The sequence below is a fragment of the Ferrimonas futtsuensis DSM 18154 genome (assembly GCF_000422645.1).
Classification (GTDB): Bacteria; Pseudomonadota; Gammaproteobacteria; order Enterobacterales; family Shewanellaceae; genus Ferrimonas; species Ferrimonas futtsuensis.
The window spans coordinates 146,973-166,173 of the sequence record NZ_AUGL01000011.1 but is presented as its reverse complement, the minus strand read 5'-3'; the positions used below and the strand labels follow the sequence as shown (position 1 = coordinate 166,173).

The following is a 19,201-nucleotide window of genomic DNA, read 5'->3' as shown; positions in this document are numbered from 1 at the left end:
CGTTATCAGATAAAGGTATTCATTGCCATCATGGGCTGCATGATGGCCACAACAATAAAGAGCACCACACCGGCCATGGTCACCACGATCAGCGGTTGCAGCACCGCCATGGCCACACTGACCAAGGTCTCAAATTCCCGGTCCTGGTTGTCCGCCGCCCGGGACAGCATGCTGTCCAGTTCACCGGACTTTTCGCCGGAGGCGATCATGTGCAGCATCATCGGCGGAAACAGGCCGGTATGCTGCAGCGACGCCCGTAAGCTGGCGCCCTCACGCACCTTGGTGGTGGCTTCCGCCACCGCATCCCGAACCCTCAGGTTCAGCAGCACGTCCGAGGCGATCCCCATCGCCTCCAGCAGGGGAACCCCGGAGGAGGAGAGGGTGCTCAGGGTGCGGGCGAAGCGGGCGGTGTTCAGCCCCCGGGCCACCTTGCCGATCACCGGCATGTGCAGCACCGAGTTGTGCCACTTCAGCTTGAAATCACGGTTGCGCTGAGCCTGCTTGAACAGCACCAGCGCCACGACCACAGCCCCTACAATGTAGAGACCCCAGGCCTGCAAAAATTCCGATGCGTCGATCAAAAATTGGGTGGTCCAGGGCAGGGACTGGCCCATGGAGCTGAACTGATCCACCACCTGGGGCACCACGGCCACCAGCAGGAAGGAGACCACGCCAATGGCCACCAGCGTCAGGATGATGGGGTAGACCATCGCCTGGATAAGCTTGGAGTTCAGTTCCTGCTGACGCTCCTTGTAATCCGCCAGTCGCTCCAGCACCACTTCGAGATGACCGGACTTCTCCCCTGACGCCACCATGGCCACATAGAGCTCATCGAAGATGTGGGGGAACTCCTTCATGGACTCGGCCAGGGAATACCCCTCCACCACCTTGGAGCGCACCGCCATCACCATACCCTTGGTTCTGGGTTTCTCGCTCTGCTCCGCCACCGCCTTGAGGGCTTCCTCGATAGGCAGGCCACCGGCCACCAGAGTGGCCAGCTGACGAGTCAGCAGCGCCAGCTCCGTGGTCGAGATTCTGGGTTTGAACAGGGTCAGGGAGAACCCCTGGCTGTCACTGCGCTTCTCCTGGGCCGCCGCCTCCTGGAGATCCAGGGGCACCAGCTGCTTCTCGCGCAGCAGGCTGCGGGCCTGGCGGGGGGTGTCTGCTTCGATCACCCCCTTGACCTGGCGCCCCTTGCTGTTGAGCGCTTTGTATTCGAAGGCCGCCATGGATTACTCCTCCCGAGTCACCCGGAGCACTTCCTCCAGGGTGGTGCGACCTTCCAGTACCTTGGCGCAGCCATCGGCACGAATGGAGGGCACGTGTTGGCGCACATACTTCTCAATGGCCAGCTCACCCCTGCCACCGTGGATCAGCTCGCGAATCTGATCGTCCACCACCAGCAGCTCATGGATGCCGGTTCGGCCACGATAACCACTCTGGTTGCAGGCGTCACAGCCACAGGCTCGATAGATGGTCACCGGCTGGGACAGGCCCAGCAGCTCCATCTCACGGGCGTCGGTCTGGTGAGGGATCTTGCACTCGTCACACAGGGTGCGCACCAAGCGCTGGGCCAACACCCCGAGCAGAGAGGAGGAGACCAGGAAGGGTTCCACCCCCATGTCCTGCAGGCGGGTAATGGCCCCGGCGGCGGTGTTGGTGTGCAGGGTGGAGAGCACCAGGTGGCCTGTCAGCGAGGCCTGAACCGCAATGGAGCCGGTTTCCAGGTCTCGAATCTCACCCACCATCACCACATCGGGATCCTGACGCAGGATGGCGCGCAGGCCACGGGCAAAGGTCATGTCCACCTTGGTGTTGACCTGGGTCTGGCCGATGCCTTCAATCTCGTATTCGATGGGATCTTCCACGGTCAGGATATTGCGATCCCGGCTGTTGATCTCGGTCAGTCCGGCATACAGGGTGGTGGATTTACCCGAACCGGTGGGGCCGGTCACCAACAGGATGCCGTGGGGCTTGCGGATCAGGGTGTCGAACTCTTTTCGAAGGGCAGCGCTCATCCCCAGCTGTCTCAGGTTGAGCATCGCCTGATTCTTATCCAGCAGACGCAACACCACCCGCTCCCCGCGGGAGCCAGGCATGGTGGACACCCGCACATCCACGGCTCGGCCACCGATGCGCAGGGAGATGCGGCCATCCTGGGGCACCCGTTTTTCGGCGATGTCCAGTCGGGCCATCACCTTGATGCGGGACACCAGCAGGGAGCTGATCTTACGCTGCTGCTTGAGCACTTCGCGCAGCACCCCATCCACCCGGAAACGCACCACCAGCTCTCGCTCGTAGGTCTCCACATGGATGTCCGACGCACCCACCTTGATCGCCTCAGACAACAGGGCGTTGATCAGGCGAATGATGGGGGCATCATCCTCCGCATCGAGCAGATCTTCCGTCTCCGGCAGCTCGTCCGCCAGAGAGGTCAAATCATCGTCTTTGCCGATGTCTTCCATCAGCTGCTGAGCTTCGGAGCTGTCCTGCTGATACACCTCGGTCAGCTTAATATCGAAGGCGCTCTGATCCAGCGGCTGCAGGCTCACCTGACCACCGGCCAGGCGCCGGGCTTCCAGCAGCGCCTTGGGCGGGCAGTTCGGGCCATAGCTGAGCACCAGCTCGCCGCTGTCGGCGTCGCTGAGTACCAGGCTGAAACGCCGGGCAAAGGCAAACGGCAGGCGATGTTCAGGGCCCTGTTGCGCCTCCTCCATCGCCTCCAGGTCCGCCTCTTGGGCGGCCTGCTCCAGAGCCTCGGTGTGAGTCACTTCGGCCATGGATTACTCCTCCACCGGCGGAATGCCGTTGGTCTTATCCTTCTTGAGACGATCCATCTGGTCATTCATCCAGCTGGAATCATCGCGGATGGGGGTCTCCATATCGTTGCCCTTCTGGTAGTTCTCCAGAATCTCCAGGGCTTCCGGGGTCAGGTTGTTGGGCTGGACCCACTCAGGCAGCACCGGTACCGAGGTGTTGGGCATCAGTGCCACGCCCTCTTCATCCTGGGCCAGCTGGGCGGCGCGGATGTAGTTGTACTTGCGACCGGACAGACCGTTCATGGTCACCCCATCACGGATGATGGTGGGCTTGATGAAGATCATCAGGTTGCGCTTGGTCTTCCTGGAGGAGGTGGAGGTGAACAGCGCGCCCAGGTAGGGGATGTCACCCAGCAGAGGGATCTTGGAGACGCTCTCCTGCACATCTTCGTTGAGCAGGCCGCCCAGGACGATGGTTTCTCCGGAGTCCGCCAATACCGTGGTCTTCAGTTCACGCTTGCCGAAGGTCACGTCCACCGAGGTACGGCCATTGACGTTGGAGGTCTCCTGGACGATCTCCATCTGCACCGCGTCCCCCTCGTTGATCTGGGGTTTGACGGTCAGCTTGATGCCCACCTCTTTCCGCTCCACGGTCTGGAAGGGGTTGTCGTTGCCGGAGCTGGCGGCGGAACCGGTGATCACCGGCACCTCATCACCGACGATGAAGCTGGCTTCCTGGTTGTCCAGGGTGGTGATGCTTGGAGTGGCCAGTACGTTGGAATTGGAGTCGGACGCCACCGCCTGTACCAGGGCACCGAAGTCACCGATCTGCATCCCCCAGGCCATGCCGTTGATCTTGGCCAGGGCGCTGGCCAGGGTGGAGATGTCTCCGGGCTGATCAGGATTCTCGGTACAGGTATCGCCAGTACACACTGTGCTTCCCGGGGTCTCACGGGCATCCCACAGGCCGGCGGCGATCTCACCGATGGTGACGCCGTTGCCGTTGTTAAACTGGGTCAGGGCGCCGGACTCGTGGTACATCTGCACCCCGAAGCTGATGTCATCGCCCTCGGCGATCTCGACGATCACCGCTTCCACCAGCACCTGGGCACGGCGGATGTCCAGCTGGCGGATGACGCTCTCGATCTCCTGCATCTGGTCCGGCTTGGCGTTGATCACCAGGGCATTGGAATCGGCATGGGCCATGATGGTGATGCCCTGATTCTGCTTGCCGCGGGTGCCACCCTTGGCGGCGTCTTCCGCCTGCTCCAGGCTCTCGGCAAAACCAGACAGCACCTCCTGCAGCTCCTCGGCCTGGGCATACTTGAGGTAGAACACCCGGGTGTTGCCGGAGTTACGCATATCCTGATCCAGGGAGTGCACCAGCTGTACCGCACGCTTACGGGCCTTTTCGTCGCCGGAGATCACCACGGAGTTGGTGCGCTCATCCGCCACCACCTTGGGCACGGAACCGGCGGCGGTGGACTGCTGGGCGCCGCTGCGATACAGGGCGTCGATGATGCGAACCATCTCGGCGGCGGAAGCGTACTGCAGCTTCACCACCTGAACCTTGGTGTCACCCTGCAGGTCGACCCGCTTGACGATCTCCACCAGCTTGTTCACTGTCGCCGCGCGACCGGTGATCATCAGCACGTTGGAGGGGTCGTAGTTCACCACGTTGCCGCCGTCGCTGTTGTCGTTGAGCTGACGCAGCAGCGGAGCCAACTGCTTGGCCTCGACGTTGTAGAGGGGGACGATGCGGGTGACCATCTCGTCACCGGCGCCGGGCTGCTGCTCATCAGCCACCCGGATGGCGGCATTCTTGGCGTCTTTGCCTTTCACCACCTTGATGACATTGCCGTCCATCTCCACCACGGCGTAGCCATACACCTCCAGCACCGACAGGAAGAACTGGTAGTACTGGTCGTCGTTGAGCAGGTCATAGCTGCGGACGTTAATCTTCCCCCGCACCGTGGGGTCGACGATGATGGTCTTCTGCAGGTTCTTACCAACGATGTTGATAAACTCCTGGATGTCGGTGCCTTTGAAGTTGGCGGCGTACTGGGCGGCCATCGCTGGCATTCCCATGGCCAGTACGGACGCCCCGGCAATCAGGCCGGCGGCAATCCGGTTGCGAATCCAGGGCATCCGGCGTGTTTGTGTCTTCATTCTCATCCCCATAGCCATGATCAGTTTTGGTTTGGCAGGCTAAACATGATTTCCGTAAGTTGACCTTCCCTCTCCACCATCACCGACATTTCGGTCAGCTCCGGCAGTTCGGCGAGCACCTGCATCGCCTCGGACATCTGGGTCAGGTCGTAGCCATTGATGGCCACTGCGAGATCGCCGGCCTTCAGCCCGGCTTGGGTAAACAGAGCCCGGTCTTTGCCTGGGTTCAGTCGATATCCCTTCAGTCCCCCCTCCTGGGATTTGACCGGACTGATAGAGAGGTAATCGGTCAGTTTGCCCGGATCGCTCAACAACGCACTGCGAGCTTCATCCAGCTGCTGGGAAACGGCCTGGTTTTCCCGCAGGTCCTGCTGTTGTGGTTCAGTTGGAGTCTGCTTTAACCGTTTCGTTTCATCGGTGATGGTTTTACTGTACTCAATGCCATCCAGCATCACAGTTTCGTAACGCCCGCGATTGACGATGATCGCCCGGTCCGCGTAGACCTCATGCAGGCTTGCTGAGGTGCCTTTGATCTTGTCGCCGATGCCATAGGTTTCCTGGCTGCCGGCGCTCTCGATAATGGCAATCCCCCGCTCCTGTTCTGAACTGGCCACCAGGCCGGTCAGCAGGATTCTCAGGGTGGTCTTGGGCGCGTCGGTGATCAGGTTGGTTTCCACCACGGGCTTCTTGGTGGCCTGGGTTTTTTCCGCCTTACCAAACAGGTTCAGTGACTGAACCTGGCTCATGTCCCGCCCCTGGGTCTGGGTACCCTGCTGGGCTTGGGGGCGCCAGGCCTGCTGAGGGCCACTCTCCGTGGGCACCATCATCCAGGTCAACTGCGACGCAAGGTAGATGGCGTACACCGCCAACAGGGCAGTCAGGACGCGAGCGATGGCCGCTTGAGGCAGTTTGGCAAGGCCATTGAGTCCCTGCTGCAGATAATCCATAAATTCAGTGCTCTTTACTCTTAGTGCCGGCAGCGTATCGAGTTAGAAATAATAAGAAAATTCGTAAAGTTCATGCTAACCCACCACCTAAGGTGCAACAACCCTTAACCATACTTGGTGGCAGCCCGCCTGTCATGGTCAAATTTGGCTAGTTATGCTACCCTTGGCGGCCCCATCACGCTGTGAGGCTCCCCCAGTTTTTGATCTTCATAGTTCGCGCGACCTCTCGCTTTAGATAGTAGAACATCAAATCATGGCCAAAAAACAACCGCATACAGAATTGACTTCAGTCCGCATCGACAAATGGCTGTGGGCGGCACGGTTCTACAAGACCCGGCCACTGGCCCAGGAGATGGTCAGCGGCGGCAAGGTCCACTATAACGGCCAGAGATGCAAGCCGAGCCGACTCATCTCCGTCGGCGGAACCATCACCCTGTGGCAGGGCAATGATGAGCGGGAGGTGGTGATCCAGGGGCTGTCTGAGAAGCGCCTCTCAGCCCCCCTGGCACAAGAGATGTACCGGGAAACGGACGAGAGCTTGAAAAAGCGGGAAGCCGCCTCCACATCACGGAGACTCGAGGCTGCGGGTCAACCCCTCACCTCCTCACGGCCGGACAAGAAACAACGCCGCCAGATCATGAAGCTGAAGCAACAGTAAGCAAAGAGACCATCATGAGCCAAGACAAGTTATACCGTTACCTGTTTGACCAAGCCGATGTGCGCGGCGAGATCGTACAACTGCAGCAGAGCTACCAGCAGATGCTGGGCGGCAAAGAGTACCCGGATGCGGTCGCCCGCCTGCTGGGTGAAACCCTGGCTGCCACCTCTTTGCTGACCGCCATCCTCAAGTTTGAGGGGGAGATCGCCGTTCAGCTTCAGGGCAGCGGCCCCATCAGCCTGGTGGCCATCAACGGCAACCACAACCAGCAGCTGCGCGGCATTGCCCGCTGGGAAGGCACGCCCGAAGGCGATCTGAAACAGCTGGTTGGCCAGGGCCATCTGGTGATTACCATCACCCCGGACCAGGGAGAGCGCTATCAGGGTATTGTCGCCCTGGATCAGGACACCCTGGCGGGCTGCCTGGAGCAGTACTTTGCCCAGTCCGAGCAGTTGAAAACCCGACTGTGGCTGCACGCCGACAATCAGCACGCCGCCGGCATGCTGCTGCAGATCCTGCCTGAGAGTGCCAAGGAGCAGGAGGTGGAGTTTGAGCACCTGGAGTCCCTGACCGATACCATCAAGCCGGAAGAGCTGTTCTCCCTGGATGCGGAAGAGGTACTGCATCGCCTTTACCACCAGGAAGAGGTGCGCCTGTTCGACCCTGCCGAGATCAGCTTCAAGTGCGGCTGTTCCCGCGAGCGCAGCCTGTCCGCCCTCTCCACCCTGCCGAAAGAGGAGCTGGAGAGCGTGCTGGAGGAGCAGGGTCAGATCGCCATCAACTGCGACTACTGTGGTGCCGGCTACCGTTTCGACCGCATCGACATGGAAGCCCTGTGGGCGGGATCAGCCGCCAGCTCCAGCCAGAGTCACTAGCACATACTGGCTAATAGCCAACATCAATCAGCAGATAAGGGCGGCCACTGCGCCGCCCTTTGATCTTTGTCACAAATATCGATTTTTTGCCCCATCGACGCTACACTCCCCCCGTTGAACAGAAACTGTTCACACCCTACAGACCCCCTCTATAAATAGAAATCAGGCGAACGGCAGGAGCCCCGACGCCAAGGAGTCAAAACAGTATGACTACATGCAGGATGCGTGTATTGAGCAACCTCTCCGCCGCAGAGCTGGTTGAGCATGCCCTCGACCGCGGCGAAGGCACCCTGGCCGACAACGGCGCCCTCTGTGTCGAAACCGGTCAGCGCACCGGCCGCTCCCCCAACGACCGCTTCATCGTCAAAGAACCCTCCACCGAAGCCGACATCGACTGGGGAAAGATCAACAAGCCCTTCGATGCCGACAAGTTTGATGCCCTCTGGTCTCAGGTTGAAGCCTACCTGGCCGAGAAAGAGTGCTTCCAATCCGAACTGGAGGTGGGTGCCGACCCGGAGCACTACCTGCCGGTTCGGGTGACCACGGAAACCGCCTGGCAGCAGCTGTTTGCCCGTAACCTGTTCATCGTCCCCAAGCGTTACAATCAGGGCGACAAGGCCGAGTGGCAGATCTATAACGCGCCCGGCTTCCAGTGTGTGCCCGAACGGGATGGCACCAACTCCGACGGGGCGGTGATCATCAACTTTGCCCAGCGCAAGGTGTTACTGGCAGGCATGCGCTACGCCGGCGAAATGAAAAAGTCGATGTTCTCCGTGCAGAACTTCCTGCTCCCCGCCAAGGGCGTACTGCCGATGCACTGCTCCGCCAACGTGGGCGAGATGGGCGACACCACTCTGTTTTTTGGCCTCTCCGGCACCGGCAAGACCACCCTGTCCGCCGACCCCAAGCGCGCCCTGATTGGCGACGATGAACATGGCTGGGCACCCGGCGGCGTATTCAATGTCGAGGGTGGCTGCTACGCCAAGTGCATCGACCTGTCTGCCAAAAATGAGCCGGTGATCTGGAACGCCATCCACTTCGGCACCGTACTGGAAAATGTGGTGCTCAATGAAGAGCGCACCCCAGACTATGGCGATGACCGCCTGACTCAGAACAGTCGTGCCGCCTACCCCCTGGAGCACATCGCTCGCCGCATTGAAGCCAACCGTGGGGCCGAACCCCATGCGGTGGTGTTCCTCACCTGCGATGTGTCCGGCGTCCTGCCTCCGGTCTCCTGCCTGAGCAAGGAAGCGGCGGCCTACCACTTCCTCTCCGGCTATACCGCCAAGGTGGGCTCCACCGAGATGGGCAGTGCCGCAGGCATTCAGTCCACCTTCTCCACCTGTTTCGGCGCCCCCTTCTTCCCCCGCCCTGCCGGGGTCTATGCCGAGCTGCTGATGAAGCGAATTGATAGCTTCGATACCAAGGTGTACCTGGTGAATACCGGCTGGACCGGCGGCCCCTATGGCATTGGCCAGCGGTTCGATATCCCGACGACCCGAGCCATCATTGACGCCATCGTCTCCGGTGAGCTGGCCGATGCCAAGACCCGGCACCTGCCCCAGCTGAACCTGGAGGTGCCCTTGACCATCGCCGGTGTCGACAGCAAGCTGCTCAACCCCAGAGACACCTGGGAGGACGGTCAGGAGTACGACCGCTACGCCGCAAAGTTGGCCGCCGAGTTCAAAGAGAACTTCAGCCAATACGAAGTATCTGAAGGGATTCGACGCGCCGGGCCTCAGGGATAACGCCTGAACCAGACTCAAAAAACCAACGGGCCGCCAATATGTTAGCGGCCCTTTTGCATTTCTATTCGCCTCAAAAATAATTCGCCGAATGATTAATTATTTCGACGCACATTCGTTCTGGGCGATCTCCTACGCAATCGATTGGAAAACGGCCCATTTCATTGACCAAGCCGGGACGGATTTTCCCTTTACCCACCCCAACTTAGTGAAATTGCGACACTTTATCAGGTCGCAATAACCAATGCTTCAGAACGTTAAATTTGTAATGATTTTGTTTATTTTGGTCGAAATTCTGAGCAACACCCCATTGAGAGTTATTTCCGGCGGTGATAGGTTCGGCAGGTCAACGTATGGAAGGCGTTGATTAATCAGCAATCACAATTAGGAAATAACAATGATTCAAGGAAAAGACTTGACCAAGCTGGCACTGTGCGTCGCCCTGGGCTCCGCCGTTGCCGCACCGGCCATGGCATGGGAGCCTGCCGGACAGGGTGGATTCAAGAGCTTCAATCTGATGCTGGACGATCAGAGTGCAACCGGGCCTCAGACCCGTTTTATTGTCCGCTACAAGCAAGAGAGTAACGCGCCTTTCCTGTTCTCCTTCATGGGCAATGGCAACCAGGCCAGCCTGATGAAAGAGAAGGCCCGCACCATGGCGGCCCAGCTGGGCAGTGATATGCGCTTCGTCCGCAGCATGGCCCTGGCCAAGCACCACGTGTTCGCCATGAAAGGCGCCATGAGCAAGCAGGAAGCCAAGCAGGTGATGGAAACCATGCTGGCTGCAGACAGCAACATCGAGTCCATCGAGCTGGACCAGATGCTGCGCCCCATGGCCACCCCCAACGATCCCCGCTACGGCGATCAGTGGCACTACTTCGAGTCCGCCGCCGGCATGAACCTGCCTGCGGCCTGGGACAGCGTAACCGGTGCAGGCACCGTGGTGGCGGTACTGGACACCGGCTATCGTCCCCATGCCGACCTGAATGGCAACATCCTCCCTGGCTACGACATGATCAACGACACCTTCGTCTCCGTGGACGGTGATGGCCGCGACAGCGATGCCACCGATCCCGGCGACCACGTTCAGGCCGGTGAGTGCGGCAACGGTTATCCTGAACAGGATCAGGGCAGCTCCTGGCACGGCACCCACGTCGCCGGTACCGTGGCGGCGGTGGCCAACAACAACACAGGTGTGGCCGGGGTGGCCTACGGCGCCAAGATCGTTCCGGTACGTGTACTGGGCAAGTGCGGCGGTTACACCTCGGACATCGCCGACGGCATCATCTGGGCCTCCGGTGGCAGCGTCCCCGGCGCCCCCGCCAACGCCAACCCCGCCGACGTGATCAACATGAGCCTGGGCGGCGGCGGCAGCTGCTCCTCCACCACTCAGAACGCCATCAACACCGCACGCTCCAACGGCGCTACCGTGGTGGTGGCCGCCGGTAACTCCAACCAGAATGCCGCCAACTTCAACCCGGGCAACTGTGACGGCGTAGTCAACGTGGCCGCCCTGGGACGCGACGCGACCCGCGCCTACTACTCCAACTACGGCAGCGCCATCGACGTTTCCGCTCCGGGCGGCGCCATGAGCTTTGCCGGCGACTCCAACGGCATCCTCTCCACCCACAACAGCGGCAGCCTGGGCCCCGCGTCCGATAACTACGACTATCTGCAGGGCACCTCCATGGCGGCCCCTCACGTAGCCGGTCTGGTGGCGCTGATGTATGAAGCGGATCCCACCATGGATCCCGATAAGGCGGAGAGCATCCTCAAGTCCACCGCCCGCGCCGACAGCTGCTCCAACTGTGGTGTTGGCCTGGTCGATGCTGCAGCCGCGGTGGCCGCCGCTGCTGGCGGAGACACCGGCGGTGGTAACGGCAATGGTGAAGGCAACAGCTGGACCTTCGACAACCTGTCTGCCTCCCGCCGTGACTGGGTGATGTATGAAGTGGAGGTGCCTGCCGGTGCCACCAACTTCACCGCCACCATCAGCGGCGGCAGCGGTGACGCTGACCTCTACACCCGCTTCGGCGCCCAGCCGACGACCCGCTCCTACGACTGCCGCCCCTACGAGTCCGGCAACAGTGAGAGCTGCGTCGAAGCCAACCCCAGCGCCGGTACCTGGTTCGTGGGCATTCGCGCCTACCGCGCCTTCTCCGGCGTTACCCTGAACATCAGCTACGAGTAACAGCGTCGCTGGAAACAGAAGAGGACTCCCTGGGGAGTCCTCTTTTTTGTTGGGGTGTCCTAGTCCGTAGACACCTGCGGCGGCTGCCACAGCTGCCAGCCATGATCGCTGACGTCACTGGACTCCTTGCCCAGCAGCAAGGTGGTGGGCGACACCCAGGTCAGCGCCTCCCACTGACCATCCTCAAGAGGGGTGTAACGCTTGGCGGTATCCCAGTTCACTCCGCTCTCATCCATCTGGGCTATCCAGATGAAGGGACGAAACGCCAGTCCGCCACGGTACCCCAGCAGGGCGATGCGGCCGGTCTCCGGCTGCCAGTCCGCTGCGGTAATCTGGCCGTGCACCGCCAGGGTCTGCACCGCGGTCGGGCTGTACTCACCCGGCTCCTTGGGCAGGCGGTATACCCGGCTCTGACCGTCCCCCCAGTTCTTGGAAAACACCCAGAGAGCGCTTTCAGTCGCGGCGATCGCCTCACAGTCGAAGTTGTGGATGTAGCCTTTGCGGCTGAAATCCTTCTGTTCGGCAAAGGAGAAGTGGATGGGCACCGCACTGACCTTGCCGCCCTCCTCTGCGGGGAGAGGGGTGCGGTAGATGGTCAGATCCCGGCGATTGCCCCTGTTGTTGCCGCAATCAGCCACGAACAGGTGCTCGCCATCACTGGTCATGTCCTCCCAGTCCCGGGCATCGGCGCCGTGAAATCCCACCCGTCCCAGATAACGTCCCTGGCCGTCAAACCGGTAGATCCTGGGCCCATCGCCACTGTCGTTGTGGGCCCACAGATGCTGACCATCAAAGGCCAGGCCGGAGATCTCCTCCATCAGGGGAGGCAAGGGTTGCAAGGGGGCCGCCAGGGCAGCGGCCAACATCAGGATCGGGGTAACCATACGGTTGCTCGTAAGCCTCCATGACTGCGGTTGGCCAGCTCAACCCGGCCAGCTTCACTGTCCACCACTCGTTTGACGATGGCCAGGCCCAGGCCGGAGCCTACAGAGCCTCGAGCCACATCCCCCTGGGTGAAGGGTTCAAATAGAGATTCAATCTGTTTGGGGGGGATACCCGGCCCATTGTCGGACACGGCGAACCACACCCAGCGACCGTCGTAGCCGGAACTCAGCTTGAGATCGCCCCCGCCGTAGCGCACACCGTTCTCAATCAGGTTGGCCAGCACCCGCTTGATGGCGATCACCGGCATGGCAACCGGCGGCACCTTGCCCAGACTCAGCTCCACCTTGGTGTGGCGAAGACTCTCCTGCTGGGCCGCCTCCTGCAACAGGTCATCCAGGCTGATTCTGCTGTGCTCCTCCGCCGGACTACCGCGGACAAACTCAATAAACTGATCGATGATGTTGTTCATATCATCGATGTCATGCTCTATCCCCTCTTTGAGGAAGCTGTCCTGGTCGCTCATCATCTCACTGGCCAAACGGATTCGGGTCAGGGGGGTGCGCAGATCGTGGGACACCCCGGCCAGCAGCAATTGCCGGTCGGTCTCCAGCTGCTTCATGGAGCGGGACATCTGGTTGAACGCCTGGGTTACCGCCACCACCTCCGCGGGCCCCTTCAGTGGCAGGGGATCGGGAAACTTTCCCCGGGAAACCGCCAGGGCCGCCCGCTGCAGGCGCCTCAACGGCCGGCTCTGTTGACGGGCAAACCACCAGCCTCCGGCCACGGACAGGGCACCGATCACCATCAGGTAGACGGTCAGCGGGGAGATCACCGACTCATCGAAGCCGGTCAGGGGCACCCTCAGCCACACCGTGGGTGCCTGAGGGGGGCGAATCCAGATCAGGTACTGCTCACCGAAGGAGATGCGCACCTCGGCCTCGCCGCCCAGGTATTGGGACATCTGATCCGACAGAACGTAGTAGAGCCGCGCTTCCCTCAGCCCATTCTGGCGGGCCTCAGGCAGGGTGAATACCTCCATGTAGTTGTCGTCCGCCAGCTTGTCCCTCAGGGCATCCACCACGGTCAGCTTGGTCCGGTCCAGCTCCAGATCGCGGAACAGCAGCTCCACCTGACGGGAGAGCAGCTGGTTGATCTGCTGGGTGGAGGGACGCACCACATAGATGTCCATGGAGATGTAGGACACCAACTGGTTGATCAGCAACAGGCAGCCGATCAGCAGAACCGTCTGACCGAAGTTGCTGCGAGGCAGCAGTCTGGAGACCATCTACTTGGCTGAGCTGCCGTCGGGAACGAAGACGTAGCCCAGGCCCCATACAGTCTGAATGTACCTGGGGTTACTGGGATCCTCCTCGATCAGCCGGCGCAGGCGCGACACCTGCACATCGATGGAGCGCTCCAGGGCACTGTAGTCCCGGCCACGGGCCTGGTTCATCAGCTTATCCCGGCTCATGGGCTCCCTGGGGTGGGAAACCAGCACCTTGAGCACGGCAAACTCACCGGAAGTGAGGGAGATGGGTTCTTCCCCCTTGAACATCTCCCGGGTAGCCAGGTTGAGGCGGTACTCACCGAACGCCACCTCCTGCTCCTTGAGTGAGGGGGCGCCGGGCACCTCACCGGGGCGGCGGCGCAGCACCGCCTTGATGCGGGCCAGCAATTCACGGGGGTTGAACGGCTTGGGCAGATAGTCATCGGCGCCCAGTTCCAGGCCGATGATCCTGTCCACCTCATCCCCCTTGGCAGTAAGCATCACTATGGGGATCTCATTGTTGGACTGGCGCAGACGGCGGCAGATGCTCAAACCATCCTCGCCGGGCAGCATCAGGTCCAGCACCAGCAGATGGAAGTTCTCCCGCTCCAGCAGGCGATCCATCTGCTCGGCATTGGCGGCCGCCCGCACTTGGTAGCCCTGCTCACCAAGGTAACGTTCAATCAGGCCCCTGAGCCTGAGGTCGTCATCTACCACCAGAACCTTTGAGGTTTCCTGAGTCATCTGCCTCTCCCTTATTCCGCTACCTTATAGCGTATCTCATTGATATAGTAGACCTGCTCGCCTTCGGGCGTACGAACAATTACCTCGTCGTCCACCTCTTTGCCCAGCAGGGCCCTCGCCAGTGGGGAGTCGATACTGACTTTGCCCTCACTGACATTAAATTCATCCGGGCCCACCAGCCTGTAGCTGCTCAGGCCGCCCTCTTCCGCCTCCAGGACCACCCAGGCTCCGAAGTACACCTTGCCCTCCTGGCGCGGATCCGGCTCGACGATGCGCAGCTGCTCCATCCGCTTGGAGAGGAAGCGCACCCGACGGTCGATCTCCCTCAGCCGCTTCTTGCCATAGATGTATTCGGCGTTTTCGGAGCGATCCCCCAGGGCCGCGGCCTCCTGGACCGCCAGGGTCACCCGCGGGCGCTCCTCCTTCCAGAGGTACTTCAGTTCCTGCTCCAGGGCGTTCCACCCCTCTCGGGTAATAAGGTTGGCTTTTTTCATTCAGTCGCTAAGGTGTTGTGGGTAAAACCGGGAAGGTCTGTGATAGATTCCGGTTTAGTTTTATCTCGCATAACCATTAAAGGCAAATTCAACCGCTATGCAGACTCTTGCCCAACGACTCGCACAGGAACTGGAGGTGCGAACCCAACAGGTGGACGCCACCATCACCCTGCTGGATGAGGGGGCCACCGTCCCCTTCATCGCCCGTTACCGAAAGGAGGTCACCGGCGGCCTGGACGACACCCAGTTACGCCAGCTGGACAGCCGGCTCACCTACCTGAGGGAACTGGATGCCCGTCGTCAGACGATTCTGCAAAGCATTGAGCAGCAAGGCAAGCTGGATACATCCCTGCTTACAAAGATTAACTCGGCCGCCACCAAGACCGAACTGGAAGATCTCTATCTGCCCTACAAGCCCAAGCGGCGCACCAAAGGGCAGATCGCCATCGAGGCGGGGCTGGAACCTCTGGCCGACAAACTGCTGGCCCAGCGCCAACTGACGCCAGAAAACGAAGCCCAGGCCTTCCTCAACGGCGACGCCGGCTTCGACTCCACCAAGGCGGTGCTGGACGGCGCCCGGGCGATCCTGATGGAGCGCTTTGCCGAGCAGGCGGAGGTGATCGCCTCGGTGCGGGAGCATATGCGTCGCCAGTCCCGGGTGGAGGTGCGGCTGATCCCCGGCCAGGAGCAGGCTGGGGCCAAGTTCCGCGACTACTTCGAACACGATGAGGCCCTGACCAAGGTGCCCTCCCACCGCGCCCTGGCGATGCTGCGCGGCCGTAACGAAGGGGTGCTGGCCATCAGCCTCAATGCCGATCCCAACCGGGAGGAGGGGCAGAAGCACAGCATCTGTGAGTCCCTGATCGCCCAGGCCCTGTCACTGAACCTGGGCAGCCAGCCGGCGGACCTCTGGCTCAAGAGCGTGGTGCAGTGGACCTGGAAGGTGAAGCTGAGCCTGCAGATGGAGAGCGAACTGCTCACCACCCTGAGAGAGAGGGCGGAAACCGACGCCATCAAGGTGTTTGCCGACAACATGGGCGATCTGCTGATGGCCGCCCCAGCCGGCCCCCGTGCCACCCTGGGCCTGGATCCCGGTCTGCGCACCGGGGTCAAGGTGGTGGTGGTGGATCACACCGGCAAGCTGGTGGCTACGGACACCATCTATCCTCATGCTCCCCGCAATCAGTGGGATCAGTCGATTCAGTCCCTGGCCAGGCTGGCCAAAGCCCACAAGGTGGAGCTGGTGGCCATCGGCAACGGCACCGCCTCACGGGAAACCGACAAGCTGGCGGCAGACCTGCAGAAGCGTCACCCCGAGCTGAAACTGGAACGGGTGATGGTCAGTGAGGCCGGCGCCTCGGTCTACTCCGCCTCGGAAACCGCCGCCAAGGAGTTTCCGGACCTGGACGTCTCCCTGCGCGGCGCGGTCTCCATTGCCCGCCGTTTGCAGGATCCCCTGGCGGAACTGGTGAAGATCGAGCCCAAGTCCATCGGTGTGGGCCAGTACCAGCACGACGTCAACCAGACCCACCTGGCTCACTCTCTGGACGCCGTGGTGGAGGACTGCGTAAACGCCGTCGGGGTGGATCTCAATACCGCCTCCGCCGCCCTGCTCACCCGGGTAGCCGGACTGTCCCGCACCCTGGCTCAGAATGTGGTGGATTTTCGGGACCAGAACGGCCGCTTCGACGAGCGCAAACAACTGCTGAAGGTGCCCCGCCTGGGGCCCAAAGCGTTTGAGCAGTGTGCCGGTTTCCTGCGCATCAATGGGGGCAACAACCCCCTGGACGCCTCCGGGGTTCACCCGGAGAGCTACTCCCTGGTGAAGCGCATTGCCGACCACACCGGCCAGGGTATTGAGGCCCTTATCGGCAATGGCGGCGTCCTCAGGAGCCTGAAACCGGCCCAGTTCGTCAGTGACCAGTTTGGCCTGCCAACAATCACCGACGTGCTGGCGGAACTGGAAAAGCCTGGACGGGATCCCCGAGGCCAGTTTGAAACCGCCCAGTTTGCCGACGGTGTGGAGACCCTCAAGGATCTGGATCCTGGCATGGTGCTTCAGGGGGTGGTCACCAACGTCACCCACTTCGGTGCCTTCGTGGACATCGGCGTCCATCAGGACGGTCTGGTGCACATCTCTGCCCTGTCCCATCAGTTCGTGGATGATCCCCGCAAGGTGGTCAAGACCGGCGACGTGGTGAAGGTGAAGGTGATGGAGGTGGAGATCGATCGCAAACGCATCGGGCTGTCCATGCGCCTGGACGATGAACCGGGTCAGCAGAAAAGCCCCAGACGGGAGAATCAGCCCAAAGGTGGCCAGGAGCGTCGTGGTCAGCGCAGTCGCAATGACCGGCAAAGCCAGGCCCAATCCGGACACAGCGCCATGGGCAACGCCTTCGCCGACGCCTTCAAGAAGGCTAAGCGTTAATCTGAAAGGTTGGGGGCTCGGCGGGCCGGGCCACCTGACTGTAATGACGATGGAGAATCAGGGTAAACCTCTGGTACTCGTTGTCACTGAGCTCCAGAGAATGAGCGCCACTCTCCCGGTGCGTCGCACCCGTGCCCTGCCGTCGCACGCCGGGGCGATCGAAGGTCGGAGGCCGCCACAACTCAAACAGCCCCCCCCTCTGTTGCTGCTGCTCCGGAGACTCCTCCCTGGACTCCTCATCGTCGGCATTGCGCCTTTTGAGTTTGCCGTCTCTGGCCAGCTGCACCGCATCGTGTTCCGGGTCCAGCGCCCGCTCCGATGCCGACTTCTCTGCCTCCCTGGGCGGCACCACAGGGGCACGGGCCAACGTCTGCTGACGGAGATCATCCGTGGCAGGGTTGGTGGTCACTATGGGCACTTGGGGGTAGTTGGAAACCAGGAACATGGGCTCTCCTATTCCTGGTCAATTATTCAACAATCTGGCTGAAATGTAAAAAGTTACCTTAGGAACTCTCTATTCTTTCAGAGATTAGGCTCGCCTCAGGAAAGACGCGATGCACTCCAGGGTTTCCATGGGATGAGAGATGAAGGGGGCGTGAGCCGCCTTGGGCAACACCACCTGCTCACTGGCGGGCGCCAGGGCGGTCATCGCCGGCAACGACTGTGCCGGCACCAGGGCATCCAGTCGTCCGTAGAGTCGCAACCAGGGCTGGCTCAGACTCTGCAGCTGGGCGCGCTGGTCCACATCCTTGAGGATCGCCAGCCCCTGGGCCAGCGCCTCACCATCGGGCTCGGGCGCCTCAGACAACAGGCTGCGAATCGCCTTGGTGTCCTTGCGGGCGCTGGCACTGCCCATGGCCTGCAGCGCCACAAACCGCTCCAGAGTCCCGGGCAGATCCTGGGTCAGGGCCTGGGCAAATCCCGCCAGCACCCTGGGCTTGATGCCCGCCCAGTCATCCCGGGCACTGAAACAGGGGGAACTGGCCAGGGTGATCAGGTGACTGACCCGCTCAGGACTGTCCAGGGCCAGGCGGGTGGCCGCCATCCCCCCCAGGGACCAGCCCACCAGGACACAGGCCTCAGGCAGCAGAGGCGCCAGGGCCTGACTGACTCCCTCCAGAGTCAGGCCTTCACTCAGCGGGGCACTGTGGCCGAAACCGGGCAGATCAACCCGGCCCACCCGAAATCCCCGCTCCGCCAGCAACTGGGCAAAGGGCTCGAACACCTGGCCATTCATCCCCCAGCCATGAAGCAACAGCAGCGGCTGTCCTTCACCCTGCCAATGAATGTGAATGGATTCGTCTAGGCTTAATGACATGTTAACCCTCTCCCATGCCCTGTCGTCGATTCTGGCGGCCAGTCTACCCAACCGCTGCACCCTGTGCCAGCAACCCCTGGCCCGAGGAGCAGGGCTGTGCGACGTCTGCCTGGCTGACGGCGCCCTCGGTCAGGTGTGCCTCCACTGTCACCGCCCGCTGGTCATCGCCCCGCCTCATCGCTGCGGCAGCTGCCTGACCCGCAAACGATGGCGGCCGGTGGTGAGCGCCTTCCACTATCACGGTCCCATCGGCCCCTGCGTGGCCCGCATCAAGGCTCAGGGGCAGCCGCAGCTGGTCAATCCCCTTGCCAAGATCCTGGCCAGTCGAATCCGGGCCTACCATGACCAGGGGCATCTTCCCCTGCCCCAGGCCCTGGTGCCCGTCCCCACCCACGCCTCCAGGCTACAGCAACTGGGGTTTAATCCCGCCTGGCTGGTGGCCCGAGCCCTCTCCAGGGAGCTGACGCTGCCATTGCTGGACCAACTGGTGGTTAAGGCCCGCCCCACCCGATTGCAGCACCAACTGGATGGTCAGGCGCGACGGGACAACCTCAGGGAGGCCTTCAGTCTGGCAGGAGAGGGAGAGGGGCAACAGGTGGCATTGGTGGATGACATCATCACCACAGGCTCCACCCTGAAAACAGTGACCCGCACCCTAGACCAGGCCGGGGTGCGGGTCACTCAGTTCTGGACCCTGGCCAGCGCCCTCAACAGGCGCTGA

The 19,201-nt window shown here is 61.5% G+C and carries 16 protein-coding genes; 6 read left to right on the top strand and 10 right to left on the bottom strand.

Going from position 1 to position 19,201, the window contains the following annotated elements; all coding sequences use genetic code 11:
* Nucleotides 1-5 precede the first annotated feature (5 nt).
* The 4 genes from gspF to gspC are packed head-to-tail and all read right to left on the bottom strand — an operon-like array spanning nucleotide 6 to nucleotide 5,875.
* Nucleotides 6-1,229: a type II secretion system inner membrane protein GspF gene (gene gspF / locus G505_RS0109890; RefSeq protein ID WP_028109411.1), complete on the bottom strand. Its 1,224-nt coding sequence runs from the start codon at nucleotides 1,227-1,229 to the stop codon at nucleotides 6-8.
* Nucleotides 1,230-1,232: 3 nt separating this feature from the next.
* Nucleotides 1,233-2,780, bottom strand: a complete 1,548-nt coding sequence (gspE, locus tag G505_RS0109885; RefSeq protein WP_028109410.1) for a type II secretion system ATPase GspE — start codon at nucleotides 2,778-2,780, stop codon at nucleotides 1,233-1,235.
* A gap of 3 nt (nucleotides 2,781-2,783) precedes the next feature.
* A complete protein-coding gene (gene gspD / locus G505_RS0109880; protein ID WP_028109409.1) occupies nucleotides 2,784-4,928 on the bottom strand; it encodes a type II secretion system secretin GspD in 2,145 nt (714 codons plus the stop codon).
* A 20-nt stretch (nucleotides 4,929-4,948) separates the two neighbouring features.
* Complete coding sequence (gene gspC / locus G505_RS0109875; RefSeq protein WP_028109408.1) at nucleotides 4,949-5,875, bottom strand: type II secretion system protein GspC; 927 nt, start codon at nucleotides 5,873-5,875, stop codon at nucleotides 4,949-4,951.
* Nucleotides 5,876-6,155: 280 nt separating this feature from the next.
* Between gspC and hslR the strand changes: the two genes are divergently transcribed.
* From hslR to G505_RS0109855, 4 genes are all read left to right on the top strand, one after another.
* Nucleotides 6,156-6,533 (top strand): ribosome-associated heat shock protein Hsp15, encoded by a 378-nt coding sequence (hslR, locus tag G505_RS0109870; protein WP_342662885.1) that lies wholly within the window; start codon nucleotides 6,156-6,158, stop codon nucleotides 6,531-6,533.
* Nucleotides 6,534-6,547: 14 nt separating this feature from the next.
* Nucleotides 6,548-7,408, top strand: coding sequence for an Hsp33 family molecular chaperone HslO (gene hslO, locus G505_RS0109865; protein WP_028109406.1), 861 nt, complete (start codon nucleotides 6,548-6,550; stop codon nucleotides 7,406-7,408).
* A gap of 206 nt (nucleotides 7,409-7,614) precedes the next feature.
* Nucleotides 7,615-9,156 carry a phosphoenolpyruvate carboxykinase gene (locus tag G505_RS0109860; RefSeq protein ID WP_028109405.1) on the top strand — a complete coding sequence of 514 codons (1,542 nt, stop codon included), beginning with the start codon at nucleotides 7,615-7,617 and terminating at the stop codon, nucleotides 9,154-9,156.
* Between the two features lie 394 nt (nucleotides 9,157-9,550).
* A complete protein-coding gene (locus G505_RS0109855) occupies nucleotides 9,551-11,344 on the top strand; it encodes a S8 family peptidase (protein WP_028109404.1) in 1,794 nt (597 codons plus the stop codon).
* 59 nt (nucleotides 11,345-11,403) lie between these two features.
* Here G505_RS0109855 and G505_RS21210 read toward each other — a convergent pair whose 3' ends face one another.
* The 4 genes from G505_RS21210 to greB are packed head-to-tail and all read right to left on the bottom strand — an operon-like array spanning nucleotide 11,404 to nucleotide 14,734.
* Nucleotides 11,404-12,228 carry an NHL repeat-containing protein gene (locus G505_RS21210; protein WP_051216047.1) on the bottom strand — a complete coding sequence of 275 codons (825 nt, stop codon included), beginning with the start codon at nucleotides 12,226-12,228 and terminating at the stop codon, nucleotides 11,404-11,406.
* The gene (gene envZ, locus G505_RS0109845) at nucleotides 12,210-13,514 is read right to left on the bottom strand and encodes a two-component system sensor histidine kinase EnvZ (protein ID WP_028109403.1); all 1,305 of its coding nucleotides are present in this window, start codon (nucleotides 13,512-13,514) and stop codon (nucleotides 12,210-12,212) included. The genes G505_RS21210 and envZ overlap by 19 nt, the downstream gene beginning before the upstream one ends.
* Nucleotides 13,515-14,240 carry an osmolarity response regulator transcription factor OmpR gene (gene ompR / locus G505_RS0109840; protein WP_028109402.1) on the bottom strand — a complete coding sequence of 242 codons (726 nt, stop codon included), beginning with the start codon at nucleotides 14,238-14,240 and terminating at the stop codon, nucleotides 13,515-13,517.
* Nucleotides 14,241-14,251: 11 nt separating this feature from the next.
* Nucleotides 14,252-14,734 carry a transcription elongation factor GreB gene (greB, locus tag G505_RS0109835; RefSeq protein ID WP_028109401.1) on the bottom strand — a complete coding sequence of 161 codons (483 nt, stop codon included), beginning with the start codon at nucleotides 14,732-14,734 and terminating at the stop codon, nucleotides 14,252-14,254.
* Nucleotides 14,735-14,831: 97 nt separating this feature from the next.
* Here greB and G505_RS0109830 point away from each other — a divergent pair, with 97 nt between their 5' ends.
* On the top strand, nucleotides 14,832-17,162 hold the full coding sequence (locus G505_RS0109830; RefSeq protein ID WP_028109400.1) for a Tex family protein: 2,331 nt from the start codon (nucleotides 14,832-14,834) through the stop codon (nucleotides 17,160-17,162).
* Here the strand turns inward: G505_RS0109830 and G505_RS0109825 are convergent.
* Nucleotides 17,152-17,607 carry a hypothetical protein gene (locus tag G505_RS0109825; RefSeq protein WP_028109399.1) on the bottom strand — a complete coding sequence of 152 codons (456 nt, stop codon included), beginning with the start codon at nucleotides 17,605-17,607 and terminating at the stop codon, nucleotides 17,152-17,154. The genes G505_RS0109830 and G505_RS0109825 overlap by 11 nt on opposite strands.
* 84 nt (nucleotides 17,608-17,691) lie before the next feature.
* Complete coding sequence (gene bioH, locus G505_RS0109820; protein WP_028109398.1) at nucleotides 17,692-18,480, bottom strand: pimeloyl-ACP methyl ester esterase BioH; 789 nt, start codon at nucleotides 18,478-18,480, stop codon at nucleotides 17,692-17,694.
* Between bioH and G505_RS0109815 the strand changes: the two genes are divergently transcribed.
* Entirely contained in the window at nucleotides 18,479-19,201 is a 723-nt protein-coding gene (locus tag G505_RS0109815; protein WP_051216046.1) for a ComF family protein, read from the top strand. The two genes, bioH and G505_RS0109815, sit on opposite strands and share 2 nt — an antisense overlap.

Bases quoted from the DNA above. Each gene is read 5' to 3' on its own strand.
- gspF (WP_028109411.1), bottom strand. From the start codon at position 1,229: ATGGCGGCCTTCGAATACAAAGCGCTCAACAGCAAGGGGCGCCAGGTC.
- gspE (WP_028109410.1), bottom strand. From the start codon at position 2,780: ATGGCCGAAGTGACTCACACCGAGGCTCTGGAGCAGGCCGCCCAAGAG.
- gspD (WP_028109409.1), bottom strand. From the start codon at position 4,928: ATGAAGACACAAACACGCCGGATGCCCTGGATTCGCAACCGGATTGCC.
- gspC (WP_028109408.1), bottom strand. From the start codon at position 5,875: ATGGATTATCTGCAGCAGGGACTCAATGGCCTTGCCAAACTGCCTCAA.
- hslO (WP_028109406.1), top strand. From the start codon at position 6,548: ATGAGCCAAGACAAGTTATACCGTTACCTGTTTGACCAAGCCGATGTG.
- G505_RS0109860 (WP_028109405.1), top strand. From the start codon at position 7,615: ATGACTACATGCAGGATGCGTGTATTGAGCAACCTCTCCGCCGCAGAG.
- G505_RS0109855 (WP_028109404.1), top strand. From the start codon at position 9,551: ATGATTCAAGGAAAAGACTTGACCAAGCTGGCACTGTGCGTCGCCCTG.
- G505_RS21210 (WP_051216047.1), bottom strand. From the start codon at position 12,228: ATGGTTACCCCGATCCTGATGTTGGCCGCTGCCCTGGCGGCCCCCTTG.
- envZ (WP_028109403.1), bottom strand. From the start codon at position 13,514: ATGGTCTCCAGACTGCTGCCTCGCAGCAACTTCGGTCAGACGGTTCTG.
- ompR (WP_028109402.1), bottom strand. From the start codon at position 14,240: ATGACTCAGGAAACCTCAAAGGTTCTGGTGGTAGATGACGACCTCAGG.
- greB (WP_028109401.1), bottom strand. From the start codon at position 14,734: ATGAAAAAAGCCAACCTTATTACCCGAGAGGGGTGGAACGCCCTGGAG.
- G505_RS0109830 (WP_028109400.1), top strand. From the start codon at position 14,832: ATGCAGACTCTTGCCCAACGACTCGCACAGGAACTGGAGGTGCGAACC.
- G505_RS0109825 (WP_028109399.1), bottom strand. From the start codon at position 17,607: ATGTTCCTGGTTTCCAACTACCCCCAAGTGCCCATAGTGACCACCAAC.
- G505_RS0109815 (WP_051216046.1), top strand. From the start codon at position 18,479: ATGTTAACCCTCTCCCATGCCCTGTCGTCGATTCTGGCGGCCAGTCTA.
- bioH (WP_028109398.1), bottom strand. From the start codon at position 18,480: ATGTCATTAAGCCTAGACGAATCCATTCACATTCATTGGCAGGGTGAA.